The sequence below is a fragment of the Streptomyces sp. CB02414 genome (assembly GCF_001905385.1).
In the GTDB taxonomy this organism is placed as follows: domain Bacteria; phylum Actinomycetota; class Actinomycetes; order Streptomycetales; family Streptomycetaceae; genus Streptomyces.
Genome location: NZ_LIPF01000010.1, coordinates 105,557 through 124,690 on the forward strand (window position 1 = coordinate 105,557; position 19,134 = coordinate 124,690).

General features: G+C 73.4%; 19 protein-coding genes and 1 pseudogene. 8 read left to right on the forward strand and 12 right to left on the reverse strand.

Translation table 11 applies throughout. The features are described from left to right. Positions 1-9 precede the first annotated feature (9 nt). Genes AMK11_RS29705 through AMK11_RS29715 form a run of 3 tightly spaced genes read left to right on the forward strand, consistent with a single transcriptional unit; the run spans position 10 to position 2,321 of the window. Positions 10-1,182, forward strand: coding sequence for an MFS transporter (locus AMK11_RS29705; RefSeq protein ID WP_073731183.1), 1,173 nt, complete (start codon positions 10-12; stop codon positions 1,180-1,182). 59 nt (positions 1,183-1,241) lie between these two features. Beyond that, complete coding sequence (locus AMK11_RS29710) at positions 1,242-1,982, forward strand: maleylpyruvate isomerase family mycothiol-dependent enzyme (protein ID WP_073731184.1); 741 nt, start codon at positions 1,242-1,244, stop codon at positions 1,980-1,982. A gap of 54 nt (positions 1,983-2,036) precedes the next feature. Next, entirely contained in the window at positions 2,037-2,321 is a 285-nt protein-coding gene (locus AMK11_RS29715; protein WP_073731185.1) for a DUF6332 family protein, read from the forward strand. Here the strand turns inward: AMK11_RS29715 and AMK11_RS29720 are convergent. The 3 genes from AMK11_RS29720 to AMK11_RS29730 all read right to left on the reverse strand — a co-directional run bounded on the left by AMK11_RS29720 (position 2,282) and on the right by AMK11_RS29730 (position 5,709). Next, positions 2,282-2,947, reverse strand: coding sequence for a response regulator (locus tag AMK11_RS29720; protein WP_073731186.1), 666 nt, complete (start codon positions 2,945-2,947; stop codon positions 2,282-2,284). The genes AMK11_RS29715 and AMK11_RS29720 overlap by 40 nt on opposite strands. After that, positions 2,944-4,230 (reverse strand): sensor histidine kinase, encoded by a 1,287-nt coding sequence (locus AMK11_RS29725; protein ID WP_073731187.1) that lies wholly within the window; start codon positions 4,228-4,230, stop codon positions 2,944-2,946. Before AMK11_RS29725 ends, AMK11_RS29720 begins: the two co-directional genes overlap by 4 nt. Positions 4,231-4,377: 147 nt before the next feature. After that, positions 4,378-5,709: a geranylgeranyl reductase family protein gene (locus AMK11_RS29730; protein WP_073731188.1), complete on the reverse strand. Its 1,332-nt coding sequence runs from the start codon at positions 5,707-5,709 to the stop codon at positions 4,378-4,380. A gap of 145 nt (positions 5,710-5,854) precedes the next feature. Between AMK11_RS29730 and AMK11_RS29735 the strand changes: the two genes are divergently transcribed. After that, positions 5,855-7,210, forward strand: coding sequence for a dipeptidase (locus tag AMK11_RS29735; RefSeq protein WP_073731189.1), 1,356 nt, complete (start codon positions 5,855-5,857; stop codon positions 7,208-7,210). Positions 7,211-7,283: 73 nt separating this feature from the next. Beyond that, a pseudogene (locus AMK11_RS29740) lies at positions 7,284-7,902 on the forward strand (MBL fold metallo-hydrolase). Between the two features lie 2 nt (positions 7,903-7,904). Here the strand turns inward: AMK11_RS29740 and AMK11_RS29745 are convergent. The 3 genes from AMK11_RS29745 to AMK11_RS29755 all read right to left on the reverse strand — a co-directional run bounded on the left by AMK11_RS29745 (position 7,905) and on the right by AMK11_RS29755 (position 10,779). Continuing rightward, the gene (locus AMK11_RS29745) at positions 7,905-8,948 is read right to left on the reverse strand and encodes an NUDIX hydrolase (protein ID WP_073731190.1); all 1,044 of its coding nucleotides are present in this window, start codon (positions 8,946-8,948) and stop codon (positions 7,905-7,907) included. 140 nt (positions 8,949-9,088) lie between these two features. After that, positions 9,089-9,286, reverse strand: a complete 198-nt coding sequence (locus AMK11_RS29750; RefSeq protein WP_073731191.1) for a hypothetical protein — start codon at positions 9,284-9,286, stop codon at positions 9,089-9,091. Positions 9,287-9,825: 539 nt separating this feature from the next. Next, on the reverse strand, positions 9,826-10,779 hold the full coding sequence (locus AMK11_RS29755; protein WP_073731192.1) for an ROK family protein: 954 nt from the start codon (positions 10,777-10,779) through the stop codon (positions 9,826-9,828). A 245-nt stretch (positions 10,780-11,024) separates the two neighbouring features. Here AMK11_RS29755 and AMK11_RS29760 point away from each other — a divergent pair, with 245 nt between their 5' ends. Further along, a complete protein-coding gene (locus tag AMK11_RS29760) occupies positions 11,025-12,101 on the forward strand; it encodes a LacI family DNA-binding transcriptional regulator (RefSeq protein WP_073731193.1) in 1,077 nt (358 codons plus the stop codon). A gap of 42 nt (positions 12,102-12,143) precedes the next feature. Continuing rightward, a complete protein-coding gene (locus tag AMK11_RS29765) occupies positions 12,144-12,977 on the forward strand; it encodes a hypothetical protein (protein WP_073731471.1) in 834 nt (277 codons plus the stop codon). On the opposite strand, the gene AMK11_RS29770 is transcribed toward AMK11_RS29765, so the two are convergent. The 5 genes from AMK11_RS29770 to AMK11_RS29790 form a co-directional block, all read right to left on the reverse strand. Continuing rightward, complete coding sequence (locus tag AMK11_RS29770; RefSeq protein WP_073731194.1) at positions 12,958-14,256, reverse strand: DUF6986 family protein; 1,299 nt, start codon at positions 14,254-14,256, stop codon at positions 12,958-12,960. The genes AMK11_RS29765 and AMK11_RS29770 overlap by 20 nt on opposite strands. Before the next feature lie 167 nt (positions 14,257-14,423). Beyond that, positions 14,424-15,386 (reverse strand): electron transfer flavoprotein subunit alpha/FixB family protein, encoded by a 963-nt coding sequence (locus AMK11_RS29775; RefSeq protein ID WP_073731195.1) that lies wholly within the window; start codon positions 15,384-15,386, stop codon positions 14,424-14,426. A 58-nt stretch (positions 15,387-15,444) separates the two neighbouring features. Beyond that, positions 15,445-16,233: an electron transfer flavoprotein subunit beta/FixA family protein gene (locus AMK11_RS29780; RefSeq protein ID WP_073731196.1), complete on the reverse strand. Its 789-nt coding sequence runs from the start codon at positions 16,231-16,233 to the stop codon at positions 15,445-15,447. A 221-nt stretch (positions 16,234-16,454) separates the two neighbouring features. Beyond that, on the reverse strand, positions 16,455-16,973 hold the full coding sequence (locus AMK11_RS29785) for a flavin reductase family protein (protein WP_073731197.1): 519 nt from the start codon (positions 16,971-16,973) through the stop codon (positions 16,455-16,457). Between the two features lie 145 nt (positions 16,974-17,118). Then, on the reverse strand, positions 17,119-17,547 hold the full coding sequence (locus tag AMK11_RS29790; protein WP_241847109.1) for a TlpA family protein disulfide reductase: 429 nt from the start codon (positions 17,545-17,547) through the stop codon (positions 17,119-17,121). Positions 17,548-17,767: 220 nt separating this feature from the next. Between AMK11_RS29790 and AMK11_RS29795 the strand changes: the two genes are divergently transcribed. Beyond that, positions 17,768-18,496 carry a lysophospholipid acyltransferase family protein gene (locus AMK11_RS29795; protein WP_073731199.1) on the forward strand — a complete coding sequence of 243 codons (729 nt, stop codon included), beginning with the start codon at positions 17,768-17,770 and terminating at the stop codon, positions 18,494-18,496. Positions 18,497-18,521: 25 nt separating this feature from the next. Here AMK11_RS29795 and AMK11_RS29800 read toward each other — a convergent pair whose 3' ends face one another. After that, entirely contained in the window at positions 18,522-19,094 is a 573-nt protein-coding gene (locus AMK11_RS29800) for a transglutaminase-like domain-containing protein (protein ID WP_073731200.1), read from the reverse strand. Between the last annotated feature and the right edge of the window lie 40 nt (positions 19,095-19,134).

A 19,134-nucleotide genomic window follows, 5' to 3' on the forward strand; every position in this document is an offset into this window, starting at 1 on the left:
CACAGCGCCGTGCCGGGCTCCCGCAACGACCTCGCCCGTCTCCGTGTCGCCCTGACCGCATTCTTCGCCCTCGACGGTTTCATCTTCGCCGGCTGGGTCGTACGCATCCCCGCCATCAAGGAGCAGACCGGCGCCTCGGCCAGTGCCCTGGGCCTGGCCCTGCTCGGCGTCTCCGCGGGTGCCGTCGTCACCATGACGCTCACCGGACGGCTCTGCCGCCGCTACGGCAGCCACCCCGTCACCGTCGCCTGCGCGGTCCTGCTCTGCCTCAGCGTCGCGCTGCCCCCGCTCACCCACTCCGCGCTCGCCCTCGGCCTGGTCCTGCTGGTCTTCGGCAGCGCGTACGGCGGGATCAACGTCGCCTTCAACAGCGCCGCCGTCGACCTGGTGGCCGTGCTGCGGCGCCCCATCATGCCCAGCTTCCACGCCGCGTTCAGTCTCGGCGGCATGGTCGGCGCGGGGCTCGGCGGTCTGGTCGCCGGGTCGCTGTCGCCCGTGCGGCACCTGCTCTGCCTCACCGCCATCGGTCTGGTCGTGACCTTGTTCGCGGGCCGCGCCCTGCTGCGCTGCGAACCCGCCGCGCCACCGGACGGCGCCGACCGGGACCAGCGTGCCCCGCGCCGGCTCGACCGCCGCACGCGCCGCCTGGTCGTCACCTTCGGCGTGATCGCGCTGTGCACGGCCTACGGCGAGGGCGCCATGGCCGACTGGGGCGCGCTGCACCTGGAACAGGATCTCGACGCCTCCCCGGGGATGGCGGCCGCGGGCTACTCCTGCTTCGCGCTCGCCATGACGGTCGGCAGGCTGACCGGCACGACCCTGCTGGAGCGCCTGGGCCGGACGACCACGGTGGTGGCCGGCGGCACGACCGCCGTGGCCGGCATGCTGCTGGGCTCGCTCGCCCCGTCCGTGTGGGCGGCGCTGTTCGGCTTCGCGATCACCGGGCTCGGGCTCGCCAACATCTTCCCGGTCGCGATCGAACGGGCGGGCGCGCTGGGCGGTCCCGCCGGCGTCGCCACCGCGTCCACCCTGGGTTACGGCGGCATGCTGCTCGGGCCGCCCGCGATCGGCTTCATGGCCGACTGGTTCTCGCTGCCCGCCGCGCTCACCAGCGTGGCGGCGCTCGCGGCGGTGGCGGTCCTCGTCGCCGTCGCGACCCGTCGGGCGGCGGCACCGGGCTGAGCCGTCCAGTACCTCGGAGTACTCCCTTCGAGCGCACTCGATCCGGCACACTCACCGCCATGGAGACCGTTGCGTACCTCGATGTCCTGGCCCGCGAGGGCGCGTTGCTCGCCAAATCCGCCGAGTCGGCGGGCACCGGCGCCGAGGTGCCGACCTGCCCCGGCTGGCGGGTGCGCGACCTGCTGCGGCACACGGGCACGGTGCACCGCTGGGCGCAGACGATCGTCGCCGAGGAGCACACCGGCCCCCGGCCCGACGGCGGCCTGCCCGACCTCGACGGCGGCGACCTGCTGACCTGGTTCCGGGAAGGACACGGGCGGTTGGTCGACACGCTCACCGGTGCCGCACCCGACGTGCGCTGCTGGCACTTCCTGCCCGCGCCGTCCCCGCTGGCGTTCTGGGCACGGCGGCAGGCCCACGAGACGACCGTGCACCGCATCGACGCGGAGTCGGCCCTGGGCGGCACGCCGACCGCCGTCGGTGCGGACTTCGCGGTGGACGGCATCGACGAGTTGCTCTGCGCCTTCCACGCCCGCCCCAAGAGCGCCGTACGCACCGAGGAGCCCCGCACGCTGCGGGTGCGGGCGACGGACGTGCCCGGCGCGGTGTGGACCGTACGGTTGTCGGCCGAGCCGCCCGTGACCGAGCGGACGGGCGGCGGTGACGCCGACTGCGAACTCTCCGGGCCCGCCGCACTGCTGTACCCGGCACTGTGGAACCGCCTGCCGTTTCCCGGGGTGGCCGGCGACGCCTCGCTCGCCGCGCTGTGGCGCGAGAGGTCGGGCATCACCTGGAAGTGAACCGGCCGCACCGCGAGCAGGGGCCGGGTCGGCCCGTCTGGGAGACTTGACGCCATGACGACTCACGGGGGACGGCGTACGCAGGGCGAGCGGGACGCGATCACGGTCGAGATCGGCTACGCGCTGTGCAGCGCGGCGTTCGCGGCGGCCGTGCTGTTCGGGGCCGTGGCGGGGCCGGCGTATCTTTTCGGAGTGACCGGCGGGCTCCGCGATGTGCTCTTCGGGGCGGGTGCGGTGCTGGCCGTCGTCGTGTTCTTCGTGCGGGTGGCGAGCGTGCTGCTGCGCTTCGCGCGTGCCGGTCAGCCCAGCCAGCCCGGCCGCACCAAGCCCGACTCGTAGGCCAGTACGACCAGTTGGGCCCGGTCGCGGGCGCCCAGCTTCACCATGGTGCGGCTGACGTGGGTCTTGGCGGTGAGCGGGCTGACGACCAGGCGGCGGGCGATCTCCTCGTTGGACAGGCCGATGCCGACCAGGGCCATCACCTCCCGCTCCCGTTCGGTGAGCCGGGCCAGCTGCCCGGCCGCGGCGGGTTCCTTGGAGCGGGCCGCGAACTCGGCGATCAGCCGGCGCGTCACCCCCGGCGAGAGCAGTGCGTCTCCGGCGACCACCGCCCGCACGGCGCGCAGCAGTTCCTCCGGCTCGGTGTCCTTGACCAGGAAGCCGGAGGCGCCTGAGCGGATCGCCTCGAAGACGTACTCGTCGAGTTCGAAGGTGGTGAGCATGACCACCTTCACGTCCCTCAGCGCGGCGTCCCCCGTGATCCTGCGGGTCGCCGCCAGGCCGTCCTGCACCGGCATGCGGATGTCCATCAGGACGACGTCGGGGCGCAGTTCGCGGATCGCGCGCACCGCCTCCTCCCCGTCGGCCGCCTCCGCGGCCACCTCGATGTCGGGCTGCGCGTCCAGCAGCGCCCGGAAACCGGCGCGTACCAGTGACTGGTCGTCGGCGAGCAGTACGCGGATCACCGGTCCTCCTCCGTGGTGTGGGCGTTCTCTGCGTTGGCGTTCTTGGCGTTCTTGGCGTTCGTGACGCCCCCGGTGCCGATGGGCAGTGTCGCCAGCACCCGGAAGCCGCCGTCGGGGCGCGGGCCCGCCTCGATGGTGCCACCGAGCGCCGCCGCCCGTTCCCGCATTCCGGCCAGCCCGTTGCCGCTGCCGCCGGCCTCGGCACCGGTCGCGGGTCCGTCGTCGTCGACGCGCAGCCGCAGCACGCCGCCGTCCCGGGCGAGGCACACGCGTGCGTGCCGCGAACCGGAGTGGCGTACGACGTTGGTGAGGGCCTCCTGCACGATGCGGAACGCGGCGAGGTCGGCACCGGGCGGCAGCGCCGGCGGCTCGCCCTCGACCTCGACGGTGAGGCCCGCGCTCGCCGCCTGCCCGACCAGCTCGGGCAGGCGGTCGAGCCCGGGGGCGGGCGTGCGCGGGGCGTCGCCGGGGGTGCGCAGGGTGTCGAGGACCTGGCGCACCTCGCCGAGCGCCTCCTTGCTCTTGGCCTTGATGGTGGTGAGCGCGGTCCGCGCCTGCTCCGGGTCGGTGTCGAGGAGCGCGAGTCCGACACCCGCCTGCACGTTGATGACGGAGATGCTGTGCGCGAGGACGTCGTGCAGCTCGCGGGCGATCCGCAGCCGCTCCTCGTCCGCGCGCCGCCGGGCCGCCTGCGCCCGCTCGGCCCGCTCCTTCGCCCACTGCTCGCGCCGGGTCCGGGCCAGCTCCGACACCGCCACGATCGCCACCACCCAGACGGCGATGACGACCTCCCCGCCCCAGGAGGCGGCGGAGTCCGACGACGGCGGCAGCCAGCGGTACAGCCAGTGCACCAGCAGGACGTGTCCCGCCCACAGCGCCGCCAGGGCCGACCACGCGGCCCTGCGGTGCCCGGAGACGACGGCGCTGAAGCAGGCCAGTGCCACGGCCAGGAGGACCGGCCCGTACGGGTATCCGGCGGCCAGGTAGACCAGGGTGGTGGCCGACGTGCCGAACACGACCGCCACCGGGTACCGCTGCCGCCACAGGAGCGCCGCGCCCGTCAGGAACAGGAGCACGCGCGCGAAGGGGTCCAGACCGGCGCGCTCGCCCTCCTGGGAGTGGGCGGCGAAGTTGGAACCGACCAGCACGAACGCCGTGAGCAGTGCCGTGGAGCGCCAGGGCCACCGGTGGCGGTGCTCCGCTTCGTCCCGGCGATGCCACCACGGGGGCCCGTGCCGCCACCACTGCGGCGGCCCGCCCACGTGCCCGCGCTGTCCGTCCATGACCGCCACGCTAGACGCCGCACGACGGGAGCGGCGTCACCCGCGCGTGGTGATCACGCGTACTCCCGGAGAAGTACGCCCCGGTCGCTCCCAGGGCTCGCACGGCGTGCGTGAGCGGTGCCCGTCAGGGTGGTCGGGGCGGGGCGCTCAGGTGCCGGCCTCGTCGTCCGCGGGGCGCGCGGCGCCTGGGGTGTCCGGCATGCCCGCGCCCGCCGGTGTGTCCGCACCCGTCGCCGCGTCCGGAGCGCCCGTCGGCTCCGCCGTGCGCGCGGGCCGGCGGTCCATCGCCGCCAGCGCGCGCTGGGCCAGGGGGTGGCTGCGGACCAGCTCGCCCAGGGAGGTCGAACCCTGCGTGATGTCCTTGAACGCCTTCCAGGCCGGACGGAACCCGGTCAGGGCGGCGTGGAACAGCCCCGGCCGGCGCTCGAAGATCGCCAGCATGCGCTTGCCGACGCTCATCTCGACGCCGAGGCCGGCCTTGACGGCGAAGGCGTAGTTCAGGGCCTGCTTGCGCGCGTCCACGGCGTCGTGCGCCTCGGCGATGCGCACCGCCCATTCGCCCGCGAGCCGTCCCGAGCGCAGGGCGAAGGAGATGCCCTCGCGGGTCCACGGCTCCAGGAGCCCGGCCGCGTCGCCGCAGACCAGGACCCGGCCGCGGGACAGCGGCGAGTCGTCGGCACGGCAGCGCGTCAGGTGGCCGGAGGAGATGCTCGGTTCGAAGCCGGCGAGGCCCAGGCGGCCGACGAAGTCCTCCAGGTACCGCTTGGTCGCCGCGCCCTCGCCGCGCGCCGAGATGACGCCGACCGTGAGGGTGTCGCCCTTGGGGAAGACCCAGCCGTAACTGCCGGGCATCGGCCCCCAGTCGATGAGGACCCGTCCCTTCCAGTCCTCGGCGACGGTATCCGGCACCGGGATCTCCGCCTCCAGGCCCAGGTCGACCTGGTCGAGCTTCACGCCGACGTGCGCGCCTATCCGGCTGGCGCTGCCGTCCGCGCCGACGACGGCCCGCGCCAGCACCGTCTCGCCGCCCTGGAGGACGACGGCGACCGTGCGCCGGTCCGGCACCGCCGACCCGTGCTGCTCCACCCGGGTCACGGTGGCCCCGGTGCGCAGCTCGGCGCCCGCCTTCTGGGCGTGCTCGACGAGCTGCTGGTCGAACTCGGGCCGGTTGATCAGGCCGAACAGCATCTGACGGGAACGCCGGGTCCGGGTGAAGCGGCCGTTGTTCGAGAACGTCACCGCGTGCACCCGGTCCCGGAAGGGCAGCTCGAAGCCGGGCGGAAGGGTGTCGCGCGAGGGACCGATGATGCCGCCGCCGCACGTCTTGTAGCGGGGCAGCTCCGCCTTCTCCAGCAACAGCACGCGCCGCCCCGCGACCGCCGCCGCGTAGGCGGCCGAGGCCCCCGCCGGTCCCGCGCCCACCACGACCACGTCCCAGACCTGACGCGTGTCGTCCGCCGAAGAGTTCTCGCTGCTCACGATGGTCTACTGCTCCCAACAAACCGCATGCCGCACCTGACCCCCGCATCCTACGGCGGGCATCGCCGCAGGCCACTGTGGGAGGATCGGCCCTACCAATCCAAGTACTCCTCGGTACAACGTCGCACCCACAAGGAGCGTGCCCATGTCGTCGAATCCGGTCGCCGAGACCGTCTCCTCGCTGATGCCCAGGGCGAAGGAGGAGCTCACCGCGCTGGTGGCCTTCAAATCGGTGGCGGACTTCGACCAGTTCCCGCGCAGCGAGAGCGTGGGCGCCGCCAACTGGATAGCGGCCGCGCTGCGGGCCGAGGGCTTCCAGGACGTGGACCTGCTCGACACGCCGGACGGCACGCAGTCGGTGTACGGGTACCTGCCCGGGCCCGAGGGCGCCAGGACGGTGCTGCTCTACGCCCACTACGACGTGCAGCCGCCGCTCGACGAGGCCGGCTGGGTGACCCCGCCGTTCGAGCTGACCGAGCGCGACGGCCGCTGGTACGGGCGCGGCGCGGCCGACTGCAAGGGCGGTGTACTGATGCACCTGCTCGCGCTGCGCGCGCTGAAGGCGAACGGCGGCGTGCCGGTGCACGTGAAGGTGATCGCCGAGGGTTCGGAGGAGCAGGGCACGGGCGGCCTGGAACGGTACGCCGAGCAGCACCCGGAGCTGCTGGCCGCGGACACCGTCGTCATCGGCGACGCGGGCAACTTCCGGGTCGGGCTGCCGACGGTCACCTCGACGCTGCGCGGCATGACGATGGTGCGCGTGCAGGTCGACACGCTGGAGGGCAACCTGCACTCCGGCCAGTTCGGCGGCGCCGCGCCCGACGCGCTGGGCGCCCTGATCCGCGTACTGGACTCGCTGCGTGCCGAAGACGGCTCGACGACCGTCGACGGGCTGGCGGCGGACAGCGACTGGGCGGGATTGGCCTACGACGAGGAGCAGTTCCGCCGGGACGCCCGGGTGCTGGACGGTGTGGAGCTGATCGGTTCCGGTTCGGTCGCCGACCGGATCTGGGCGCGGCCTGCCGTCACGGTGCTCGGCATCGACTGCCCGCCGGTCGTCGGGGCAACCCCGTCGGTGCAGGCGAGCGCGAGGGCGCTGGTGAGCCTGAGGGTGCCGCCGGGCGTGGACGCCGCCGAGGCCACCAAGCTGCTCCAGGCCCACCTGGAGGCGCGGACGCCGTGGGGTGCGCGGGTCGCCGTCGAGCAGATCGGCCAGGGCCAGCCGTTCCGCGCCGACACCACCAGCCCGGCGTACCAGGCCATGGCGGACGCGATGGCGGTGGCGTACCCGGGTGAGGAGATGCAGTACGCCGGTCAGGGCGGCTCCATCCCGCTGTGCAACACCCTGGCGGCGCTGTACCCGCGGGCGGAGATCCTGCTGATCGGCCTGAGCGAGCCGGAGGCGCAGATCCACGCCGTGAACGAGAGCGTGTCCCCCGAGGAGCTGGAGCGGCTGTCGGTCGCGGAGGCGCTGTTCCTGCGCAACTACGCGGCGGGCTGAGCCCGGCCGGTCCCGGTTCGTCCGTCGGCAGAGGGGCCCCGCCACCGGGTGGGGCCCTGCCTACGGTCGTGCCATGGACGTCATCGAACTCCTCCCCCGCCTCCACCTGCTGCGCTTCCCCGGTCGGCCAGGCCTATGTGTGGCGCGACGGCGACGACCTGACGCTGATCGATGCCGGTCCGGCCGGGTCGGGGGCGCGCGTCGCCGCGCTCGCGGGGGCGGAGGTGGTGGCGCACGTCCTGGAGGCGCCGGTGGTGCGGGGTGAGGTGCCGGGGCCGCCGCCCGTGTTCGAGGAGTGGCAGCGCCCCCTGCACGCCGACGCCGTCCGGCGGCTGCCGCGGGGCGGTTTCGACCGGCCGGCGCGGGTGCCCGAGGTGTCCGACGGCGACGTCCTCGACTTCGGCGGCGGGGCACGCGTCGTCCACGCTCCGGGCCACACGGACGGCGGCATCGGGCTGCATCTCCCGCGCCACGGCGTGCTGTTCACGGGGGACGCGGTCGCCGCGTCGCCGGTCGAGGGCGGTGTGATGCCCGGTGTGTTCAACACCGACCGGGACCGGGCCGTCGCCTCGTTCGGCAGGCTGGCCGGCCTCGACATTCAGACGGCCTGCTTCGGGCACGGGGACCCGGTGACCGCGGGGGCCGGAGAAGCGCTCCGGGCGTCGGCGCGGGCCCGCCCGGCGGAAGGCTGAGGTCAGCCGACCGGGGTGCCGGCCTCCAGGTAGAGGACCGTGCCGCGTTCCCGGGCCCGCAGGGCCCAGCGCAGCCGCTCGTAGCGGACGGGGGGCAGCAGTCCGGCGGCCTCGTCCTCGGTGACGAAGCGCCAGCCGCGCAGTTCGGGGCCGGGCAGCAGGACCCGGCCGGCGTCCGCCGAGTCGAGCCGGCCGCCGTCGAAGAGCAGGCGCAGACCGCCGTAGCCGGGGGGCACGGGCCGTTCCCAGTCGACGACCAGCAGGGCGGGTACGTCGTCGAGGTGGATGCCGGTCTCCTCGGCGACCTCGCGCATCCCGGCCCGGGCGGGCGCCTCGCCGGGTTCGACCACGCCGCCGGGGAACTCCCAGCCGGGCTTGTAGGTGGGGTCGACGAGCAGGACGCGGTCCTGTTCGTCGAAGAGCAGGACGCCGGCTGCGAGCGTCTCGGCGGTGGGTTCGGGCGTCTGCACGATGTCGCAGGCGGGCACGGAGCCGGTGCCCACGGCCTCGGCGATCCGGGCGGCGGTCTCGTAGGGGGTGAGGGCGCCGGTGTCGACCGGGTGGGCGTCGGCCGTCAGCCAGGAGGCGAGGGCGGCCCGGTACGGCTCGATGTGGTCGTACGACCACTGCCGTACGCGTATCTCGCCGTCGGGGAGGCCCTCCGGTATCTCGCGGCCCGCTATCCGCTCGCGCAGGATCGTTTCAGCCGGGGCGAGCAGGATGTGCCGGACCGCGATCCGGCGGGCGGCGAGGCCGCCGAAGATCTCGTCCCGGTACTCCTGGCGCAACAGCGTCATGGGGACGACGAGGGTCCCGCCGAGCTCGGCGAGCATCGCGGCCGCCGTGTCGATGACCAGGCGGCGCCAGATCGGCAGGTCCTGGAAGTCGCCGATCTCGGCGAGGCGTTTGGGCGGCAGCAGGTGCGCGAGCGTCCCGCCGACGACCTCGGGGTCGAAGAGTGTGCTGTTCGGGATCAGTTCGATCAGTTCCCGTGCGGTGGTGGTCTTCCCCGCACCGAACGCGCCGTTGATCCAGACGACGGTCACAGGTCCCCCTCTTCTGTTGGCCCCCTGTGGCTTGCCCGCAACACCCTGCCACGGAAACCAGGCCCAGTTGAGGGCGTACGACGACGGCGCCGGCGCCCCCTGGGAGGGGCACCGGCGCCGTGTGGTCCGGGCGGTACGGCTCAGCGGCCCAGCTGCCCGAGCGTGTCGTCGTCCACGGACAGGCTCTCGACGGCGACCGTGTCCTCGACGGTGCTGACGGTGTCCTCCACGTCGAGACCGAGGGGGAGGTCGGCCGGGGCGCCGTGGGACGGGCTGACGGCCGCGACGACGAATCCGGTGGCCAGGGATGCGATGGCGAGCATGCTGCGCTTCTTCATGCCTGCTTCAACTGCGCCGGGGCGTGGGGGTCACGGGTGAGGACACGGGAGCCGCGCCCGGCGCGGGTCTTCCCGGGGGGGTACGGCCGCCCCGGGCGGGAGGGGCCGGGCCCGGGCCGAGCGGGGCCGTCACCGAACCGCGCGCTGCGGAACCGGCACGTGAACCCGTCGACCCGGACAGGGCGGTCGGCCGAGGAATATCGGACCCGCCCAGACAATCGGTCGGCGCGAGCAGCTCGGTCGCCCAGACACCACGGCTCACGACCCAGACCGCACGAGCCCGTCACCAACCGCCCTCGCCTCCCGACCGGCGGGCAGCCCCGGACCACCCCAGACACGCGATCGACGCAAACAAGACGGACGCCCGAGCCCCGCCGGCTCACGACCAGACCGTACGACCCGTCACCGACACGCCCCTCACAACCAGCACGCAGGCCCCGCGACGACCCGGGCAGGGCGGTCGGCCGGTGCGGTACGACGCCGGGACCGGGAAGCCACCAGGGGGCAGCCGCCCGGGACAGCATGGCCCGGTGCTCGGTTCAGATCCGTACCGGGCTCGCGTCCGCCGTCCTGGTGAGGGCCGCCGCGGCCGCGCCCACCAAGCCCGCGTCCGTCCCCATCTGGGCGGGCACGACCGCCAGGCGCTGCACGAAGGACAGGGTCGCGTAGTCGGTCAGCGCCTTGCGCAGCGGGGCGAACAGCACGTCGCCCGCCTTGCCCACTCCCCCGCCGACCACGGCGATGTCGATCTCGACGAGGGTCGCGGTGGCGGCGATCCCGGCGGCCAGCGCCTGCGCGGCCCGTTCGAAGGAGGCCACGGCGACGGGGTCGCCCCGGCGCGCGGCGGCGGCCACCGCGGCGGCGGAGGTGTCGCCGTCCGGGCCGGGCCGCCAGCCCGCGTCCAGGGCGCGTCGCGCGATGTTGGGGCCGCTCGCTATGCGCTCCACACACCCGCGCGCGCCGCACGGGCAGGGGTCGCCGTCCAGATCCACGCTGATGTGCCCGATGTGGCCGGCGTTGCCCGTCGGGCCGGGATGCAGCCGTCCGTTCAGGACCAGACCGCCGCCGACCCCCGTGGAGACCACCATGCACAGCGCGTTGTCGTGCCCCCGCGCGGCGCCCTGCCAGTGCTCGGCCGCCGTGATCGCCACCCCGTCGCCGATCAGCTCGACGGGCAGGTCACCGGCGGCTTCCCGAACCCGGCGGACGAGCGGGTAGTCGCGCCAGCCCGGCACGTTGACCGGGCTGACCGTGCCGGCGGAGGCGTCCACCGGGCCCGCGCTGCCGATGCCGACGGCCGTGGCCCGTCCCCACAGCGGCGACGCCGTCAGTTCTCCGAGTACGGCCGCCACGGCCCCCATCACCGTGTCGCCGTCCTCCCGGGCGGGCGTGGCGCGCTGCGCACGCGCCTGGATGCGGCCGTGGCCGTCCACCAGCGCTCCGGCGATCTTGGTGCCGCCGATGTCCAGCGCTGCCACGAGGTCGGTGTGCATCAGAGTCGGATCTCCCCGTTGGACCGAAAAAGGATGAAAGGGCACGAGCACGAGAGCGCACAGCAGAACGGTCCCGCGGTGGGGACGGGGGCCGGAGAGTGCGTTGGACAGTGTCTCCCGCATCTGACAACGTTGTCCAGGCTCTATGCTCGACGCCACATCCTCATACAAACGCATGACCGACACATCCCCCTGAGCACCGTGGACGACTGAACACCGTGGACGACAGGAGCCGACGCTTCCCCGTGGACGACAGGACAGGACACCGGACCGTGCCCGACACGCCCCGCCGCGCAGACCGCATCCCCGGGAACCGCTACGGCAATCGCCCGACCATGAAGGACGTCGCCGCCCGGGCCGGGGTCGGTCTCAAGACCGTCTCCCGGGTGGTCAACGGGGAGCCTGGCGTCACCCCGGAGACCGAGCGGCGTGTCCAGGAGGCGATCGACGCGCTCGGCTTCCGCCGCAACGACAGCGCACGGGTGCTCCGCAAGGGACGTACCGCCAGCATCGGGCTGGTGCTGGAGGACCTGGCCGACCCGTTCTACGGGCCGCTCAGCCGCGCCGTGGAGGAGGTGGCCCGCGCGCACGGCGCCCTGCTGATCAACGGGTCCAGCGCCGAGGATCCGGACCGCGAGCAGGAGCTGGTGCTGGCCCTGTGCGCTCGGCGCGTGGACGGGCTGGTGGTGATTCCCGCCGGAGACGACCACCGGTACCTGGAGCCGGAGCTCAAGGCGGGCGTCGCCACGGTGTTCGTGGACCGTCCGCCGGGGCGGATCGACGCGGACGTGGTGCTCTCCGACAACCACGGCGGCGCCCGCGACGGAGTCGCCCACCTCATCGCGCACGGTCACCGCAGGATCGGCTTCATCGGCGACATGCCCCGCATCCACACGGCCGCCGAGCGGCTGCGCGGCTACCGGGCCGCGATGGAGGACGCCGGGATACCGGTCGAGGACTCCTGGATGTCGCTGGGCGTCACCGACCCCGAGCGGGTGCGCCGGGCGGCCGAGGAGATGCTCGCCGGTCCGAGCCCGGTCACCGCGATCTTCACGGGCAACAACCGGGTGACGGTCACCGTGATCCGCGTCCTCGCCGAGCACGACCGCCGCGTCGCCCTGGTCGGCTTCGACGACATCGAGCTGGCCGACCTGCTCCAGCCGGGCGTCACGGTGGTCGCCCAGGACGCCGCGGCCCTGGGCCGCACCGCCGCCGAACGGCTCTTCCGGCAGCTGGACGGCACCCTGCTCGCCCCCGACCGCATCGAACTGCCGACCAGGCTGGTCACCCGGGGCTCGGGCGAACTGCCGCCCGCGGACTGAGCGGCCGTGGCGGACGAGCCCGGGGACGCCGGGCGCGCGGACGTGTCGCCGCCCGGCGGGCCCGCACGGACCGGCCCGGACGGCGCGGACCGGACACTGCGCGCCCTTGGGCTGGACGGGGTGCCCCGCGAGGAACCGCTGCTCTACCCGGGCGCGTGGCCCCGGGAGTCCGGGATGCTGGAGGGAGACCGGCTGCTGCCGCTGGACCGGGTGGTGTACGGGGACCGGGAGCCGGTGCTGGCGATCGGCTCCAACGGCAGTCCGGCTCAGCTGCGGCACAAGATGGCGGAGTTCGGGATCGACTCGCCGCTCCCGATGGTGCGGTCACGGGTCACCGGACTCGACATCGGAGTGTCCGCGCATGTGAGTCGCATGGGGTACGTGTCCGCCTCGCCGGTGTGCGCTCCCGGCGTCGTGCGGGAACTGTTCGTGCTCTGGCTCGACGCCGAGCAGCTCGCCGTGATCGACGCGAGCGAGGGCGTGCCGATGGCGTCCGGCAACTTCGACCGGGCCTGGCTCCCCGCTCCCGACGTACGCGTCGAACCGGGCGACGGCACGGTGCTGCGCGGCGCGTACGCCTACGTCAACCGCCACGGTGTCCTGCGCGACGGCGACGGGACGCCCCGTCGGCACCCGGGTGAGCAACGGCCCCTCATCACCGGAATCCTCCGGGAGTCGGCCCCGCTGCGGGAGCTGTTCGGGGTGACGCCCGAGGAGTTCTGCGCGCGGGCGCGGGCCGACCGGCGGCTGTGCGAGCGGGGGACGCGGCTGTTCGCCGAGGAGGGGCGGGTGACGGCGTCCGGCCTGGAGCGGTACGTGGGCTCCGGCCGGACGCCGGACGACGCGCTGCCGCCGCCTACTGCGCCGATGCCGTGAGGTCGCCGCGTCGCGGGGACGAGAAGCCCTCCAGGTCGGCGCGGGTCAGGCCGGTCAGCCGGGCGACCTCGCCGATGTCGAGGGCGCCGCAGTCCAGGCCGCGCAGCAGGTAGCCGCTGAGGGCCTTGGCGGTGGCGGGCTCGTCCATGACGTCGCCGCCGGTGCGGTTGGCGTAGCGGGCGAGGCGGGCGGCGGCCTGCTCGAAGCCCTCGCGGTAGAAGGCGAAGACGGCCGCGTACCGGGTCGGGATGTGACCGGGGTGCATGTCCCAGCCCTGGTAGTAGGCGCGGGACAGGGCACGGCGGGTGAGGCCGAAGTGCAGCCGCCAGGCGTCGTGGACCTTCTCGGTGGGGCCGACCGGCAGGACGTTGGTGGAGCCGTCCGAGACGCGCACGCCGGTACCGGCGGCGGCGACCTGCATGACCGCCTTGGCGTGGTCGGCGGCGGGGTGGTCGCTGGCCTGGTAGGCGGCGGAGACGCCGAGGCAGGCACTGTAGTCGAAGGTGCCGTAGTGCAGGCCGGTGGCGCGGCCCTCGGCGGCCTGGATCATGCGGGAGACGGCGGCGGTGCCGTCGGCGGCCACGATGGACTGGCTGGTCTCGATCTGGATCTCGAAGCCGATCCGGCCGGGCTCCAGCCCGCGCGCCTTCTCGAAGGCCTCCAGCAGCCGCCCCATGGCGGTGACCTGCTCGGGGTAGGTCACCTTGGGGAGCGTGAGGACCAGGCCGTCCGGGAGGCCGCCGGCCTCCATCAGACCGCTGAGGAAGACGTCGAGGGTGCGGATGCCCCGGGCGCGCACGGGAGCCTCCATGCACTTCATGCGGATGCCCATGTAGGGGGCCGCGGTGCCCTGGTCGTACGCCTCGGCGATCAGGCGGGCCGCGCGGGCCGCCGCCTCGTCCTCCTCGGCGTCGGAGCGGTTGCCGTAGCCGTCCTCGAAGTCGACGCGGAGGTCTTCGATCGGCTCGCGCTCCAGCTTGGCGCGCACGCGGCTGTACACCGGTTCGGCGAGGTCGTCGCTGAGGCCGAGGACGGCCGCGAAGGACGCGGCGTCGGGGGCGTGTTCGTCGAGGGCGGCCAGCGCCCGGTCGCCCCAGGAGCGGACGGTGTCGGCGGCGAAGACGTCACCGGGTACGTAGACGGTGTGCACGGGCTGGCGGGTGCCCGGGTCTCCGGGGTAGCGGCGCTCCAGCTCCGCGTCGACCGGTGCGAGGGAGGCACTGATCTCCTCGCCGACGGCGCCCGCGAGGCTCGTTGCCACCTTCTCCTGCTGACCCATCCCACACCCTCCTGATGTCCACTTTTCCGCTGCACGGAATCAACAATCCGTATAGCGAAGTTATCTGTCGGTTCCCCGCCGGTCAACACCCATCCTGCGCAGACGCCGAGGCCCCCGCGACCACGGAGGGTCGCGGGGGCCTCGGCCGGAGCCGTACGGCGGGATGCTCAGCCCTTGCGGGACTTCACTTCCTCGGTGAGCTGCGGGACGACGTCGAAGAGGTCGCCGACGACGCCGTAGTCGACCAGTTCGAAGATCGGGGCCTCGGCGTCCTTGTTGATCGCCACGATCGTCTTCGAGGTCTGCATGCCCGCGCGGTGCTGGATCGCGCCGGAGATGCCGGAGGCGATGTACAGCTGCGGCGAGACGGACTTGCCGGTCTGGCCGACCTGGTTGGTGTGCGGGTACCAGCCGGCGTCCACCGCGGCCCGCGAGGCGCCGACGGCCGCACCGAGGGAGTCGGCGAGGGCCTCGATGATCGCGAAGTTCTCCGCGCCGTTGACGCCGCGGCCGCCGGAGACGACGATCGCGGCCTCGGTCAGCTCCGGGCGGCCGGTCGACTCGCGCGGCGTGCGCGAGGTGACCTTGGTGCCGGTCGCGGCGGCGGAGAAGGACACCGACAGGGCCTCGACCGCACCGGCGGCCGGGGCGGGCTCCACGGCGGCCGAGTTCGGCTTGACCGTGATGACCGGGGTGCCCTTGGAGACGCGGGACTTGGTGGTGAAGGCGGCGGCGAACACCGACTGGGTGGCCACGGGACCGTCGTCGCCGGCCTCCAGGTCGACGGCGTCGGTGATGATGCCCGAGCCCAGGCGCAGCGCCAGGCGGGCGGCGATCTCCTTGCCCTCGGCGGAGGACGGGACCAGCACGGCGGCCGGGGAGACGGCCTCGACGGCGGCCTGGAGGGCGTCCACCTTCGGCACGACCAGGTAGTCGGCGTACTCGGCGGCCTCGTGGGTCAGGACCTTGACGGCACCGTGCTCGGCGAGGGCGGCGGCGGTGTCACCGGCACCGTTGCCGAGGGCCACGGCGACGGGCTCGCCGACGCGGCGGGCCAGCGTCAGCAGCTCCAGGGTGGGCTTGCGGACGGCACCGTCCACGTGGTCGACGTAGACGAGAACTTCAGCCATGGGACTTCTTCTCTCCTGCTTGCGAGATGTGAGGGGCGGTCGGCGGAACCAGCGAGGCTCAGATGAACTTCTGGCCCGCCAGGAACTCGGCGAGCTGCTTGCCGCCCTCGCCCTCGTCCTTGACGATGGTGCCCGCGGTGCGCGCCGGGCGCTCGGTCGCGGACTCGACCGTGGTGTAGGCGTTCTCGAGACCGACCTCGTCCTCGTCGATGTCGAGGTCGGACAGGTCCCAGGACTCCACCGGCTTCTTCTTGGCCGCCATGATGCCCTTGAAGGAGGGGTAACGGGCCTCGCCGGACTGGTCGGTGACCGACACGACGGCCGGGAGGGAGGCCTCCAGCTGCTCCGTGGCGGCGTCGCCGTCGCGGCGGCCCTTCACGGTGCCGCCCTCGACCGAGACCTCGGACAGCAGCGTCACCTGCGGCACGCCCAGGCGCTCCGCGAGCAGCGCGGGAACGACGCCCATGGTGCCGTCGGTGGAGGCCATGCCGGAGACGACCAGGTCGTAGCCGGCCTTCTCGATCGCCTTGGCCAGCACCAGAGAGGTGCCGATGGCGTCGGTGCCGTGCAGGTCGTCGTCCTCGACGTGGATGGCCTTGTCCGCGCCCATGGACAGCGCCTTGCGCAGCGCGTCCTTCGCGTCCTCCGGGCCCACCGTCAGGACGGTGATCTCCACGTCGTCGTCGGAGTTCTCCGAGATCTGCAGCGCCTGCTCGACCGCGTACTCGTCCAGCTCGGAGAGCAGACCGTCGACGTCGTCGCGGTCGACGGTCAGGTCATCGGCGAAGTGCCGGTCGCCAGTGGCGTCGGGCACGTACTTCACGGTGACAACGATCCTCAAGCTCACGCCGGCTCTCCTACTGCGTCGACATTTCAGTGCTGCCTCTTGCAGGCAGCATAGGCGCCCCAAGCGGCCGATCCCGGGCGGGGCGACCTGCGCTCCGTCCCGGAATATTACTCGTCAGTACACCCAGTTCATGCCCGCTAAGCAAGCGCTTTGAACTGTGACCTTCGCAACGCAGCGTAACCGGAACTCGACCGCTTCGCAGAAGCCGTCCCGGTGAGCGGTCAGTCGCGCAGGCGGTCGTAACGCCCCTGGTGGTAGAGGAGCGGCCGGCCGGCGTCCCCGGGGTCCCCGGGGTCCCCGGACAGCACCTCGGCCAGCACGATGCGGTGGTCCCCCGCGGGCACGCGGGCGACGACCCGGCACACGAGCCAGGCGAGGACGCCGTCCAGCACCGGCACGCCCTCGGGGCCGTCGTGCCAGGCGGTGGGCGCGGCGAAGCGGTCGGCGCCGCTGCGGGCGAAGGTGGCGGCCACGTCCTCCTGGTGCTCGCCGAGCACGTGGACACCGACGTACTCGGCCGCGGAGACCGCGGGCCAGCTGGAGGAACCGGTGCCGATACCGAAGGAGAGCAGCGGCGGCTCGGCGGAGACGGAGGTGAGGGAGGTGGCGGTGAAGCCGACCGGGCCGGCGTCCCCGCGCGCGGTGATCACCGCGACGCCCGCGGCGTGCCGCCGGAAGGCGGACCGCAACAGCTCGGCGGTGGCGAGCGGCGGCGCGGTGAGGCCGGGTGTGGCCGTCATACGGGAAGTCCTTCTGCGTTGCGCCCCGGTCCGCGGAGCCGGGAGCGAGGCCGTACGGGCAGGCTGACGACGGGTGGCACACACAGTCAATTACGTCCCGGATGCGGAAGCTGTGGAGAAGACCTCATGGACGGCGTGACGGTACTCACACCGCCTCGCCCAGCGCCGCGATCACATCCGCCTTGCGCGGCTGCCCGACGGCGCGCCGTACGACCCGGCCGCCGGCGTCGAGGACCAGCACGGTCGGGGTCTTGAGCACGCCGAGGGCGCGGACGAGTTCCAGGCGGGCCTCGGCGTCGATCTCGACGTGGGCGACGCCGGGGACCATCCGGGCGACCTCGCCGAGGACGCGCCGGGTGGCCCGGCAGGGGGCGCAGAAGGCGCTGGAGAACTGCACGAGGGTGGCCCGTGCGCCCAGCTCCGCGCCGAGGCCGGCCGCGTCGAGCCGGGAGGCCGGCGATCGATCGGGACTGCTGCCGCCGTCGCCCTGCCCGTGCACTCGCGTGTCCTCGTTCCGCCGCCACCGCGGCACTCGTGGGCACGCCTCGGGCGTGCCACCGGTCCGTTCGTCCATCGGTTCAGCGTTCCCCGGGCGGCGGAGATTCCCGCTCCGCCATCGCTTTTCGGCCATGAATCGGCCGACGACGTGATGAGGATCTCGCCACGGGCGGGCACCAAGGCTGGTACACCGGCCGTTCTTGGGGCACGATCTCGACAAGCCGTAAACCTACGGCTGCGTAACTTTCGACTGGGAGTCCCCTTCCCAGGCTGACAAGGAAGGGTCCGACCCGCCCATGGCAGAACTCGCCTACCGCCCGGCCATCGGTCTCGCCCGCACCCTGTTCAAGGTGTGGGACCTCAAGATCGACTGCCAGGGTTCGGAGAACATCCCGCGCTCGGGCGGCGCCGTGCTGGTGAGCAATCACATCAGCTACCTGGACTTCATCTTCGACGGCCTGGCGGCGCTGCCCCAGAAGCGGCTGGTGCGCTTCATGGCGAAGGAGTCGGTCTTCCGGCACCGGGTCTCCGGCCCGCTGATGCGCAACATGAAGCACATCCCGGTCGACCGCAAGCAGGGCGAGGCGGCGTACGCGCACGCCCTGGACTCGCTGCGGTCCGGTGAGATCGTCGGGGTCTTCCCGGAGGCGACGATCTCCGAGTCGTTCACACTGAAGAGCTTCAAGTCGGGTGCCGCGCGCCTGGCGCAGGAGGCGGGCGTCCCGCTGATCCCGATGGCACTGTGGGGCACCCAGCGGCTGTGGACCAAGGGCCACCCGCGCAACTTCAAGCGCAGCCACGTCCCGATCACCATCCGGGTCGGCGAGGCGATGGAGGCCTCCCGCGAGCAGTACGCGGGCGCCCTCACCCGCCGGCTGCGCGAGCGGGTGCAGGAACTGCTGGAGGCCGCTCAGCGCGCTTACCCCGTGCGGCCGAAGGGTGCGGACGACACCTGGTGGATGCCGGCCCACCTCGGCGGCACCGCCCCCACCCCGGAGCAGGTGCGCACCGCCGAGGCCCACTGAGCCGGGGCGCATCAGGGCGGGCGCCTCAGAGCGAGGCCGGGAGCGTCGCCCACAGGTGTGACCGGTCGGTGGCGGCCTTCAGCACCTCCAGCACGGCCGGATGCGGCGCGGCGTACAGCTCCGGGCAGTCCGCCTCGCCCGCCTCGCGGTCCGGCGTGAAGGCCAGCCGCTCCTGCCCCAGGGAGAACCGCGCGTCCACGCCGGGCTTGTTGCCGCGCGGGTCCTGCCGGTGCCACGCCCCGTCGAACCGTACGGCGACCAGCCCGTGCACCACGTCGAACCGCTGGTAGCACAGGGCGGTCGGGATGTCCTCGGCCCTCAGCAGCGCGGTCAGCGCGTGGGCCTTGGCGTAGCAGATGCCGGTGCGCTTCTCCAGGACGTCGGAGGCCCGCCAGGTGACGCGCGGGTCGCCCGAGTCCTGCGAGTGCGGGATGGTGTCGCGCACGAACTCGAAGGCCAGCCGCGCATAGGCATACGAGTCTTCCGCCTCCTTGGCGAGCCTCGCGGCCACCTCCCGTACGTGCGGGTGCTCGTGGTCGATGGCTTCGTCGGCGGCGAGATAGGCGGACAAATCGGGGTTCTGCTGGATCAGCTCCATGCCCGCAGAGCATAGGAAAGCGATCACCCGACAGTCAATG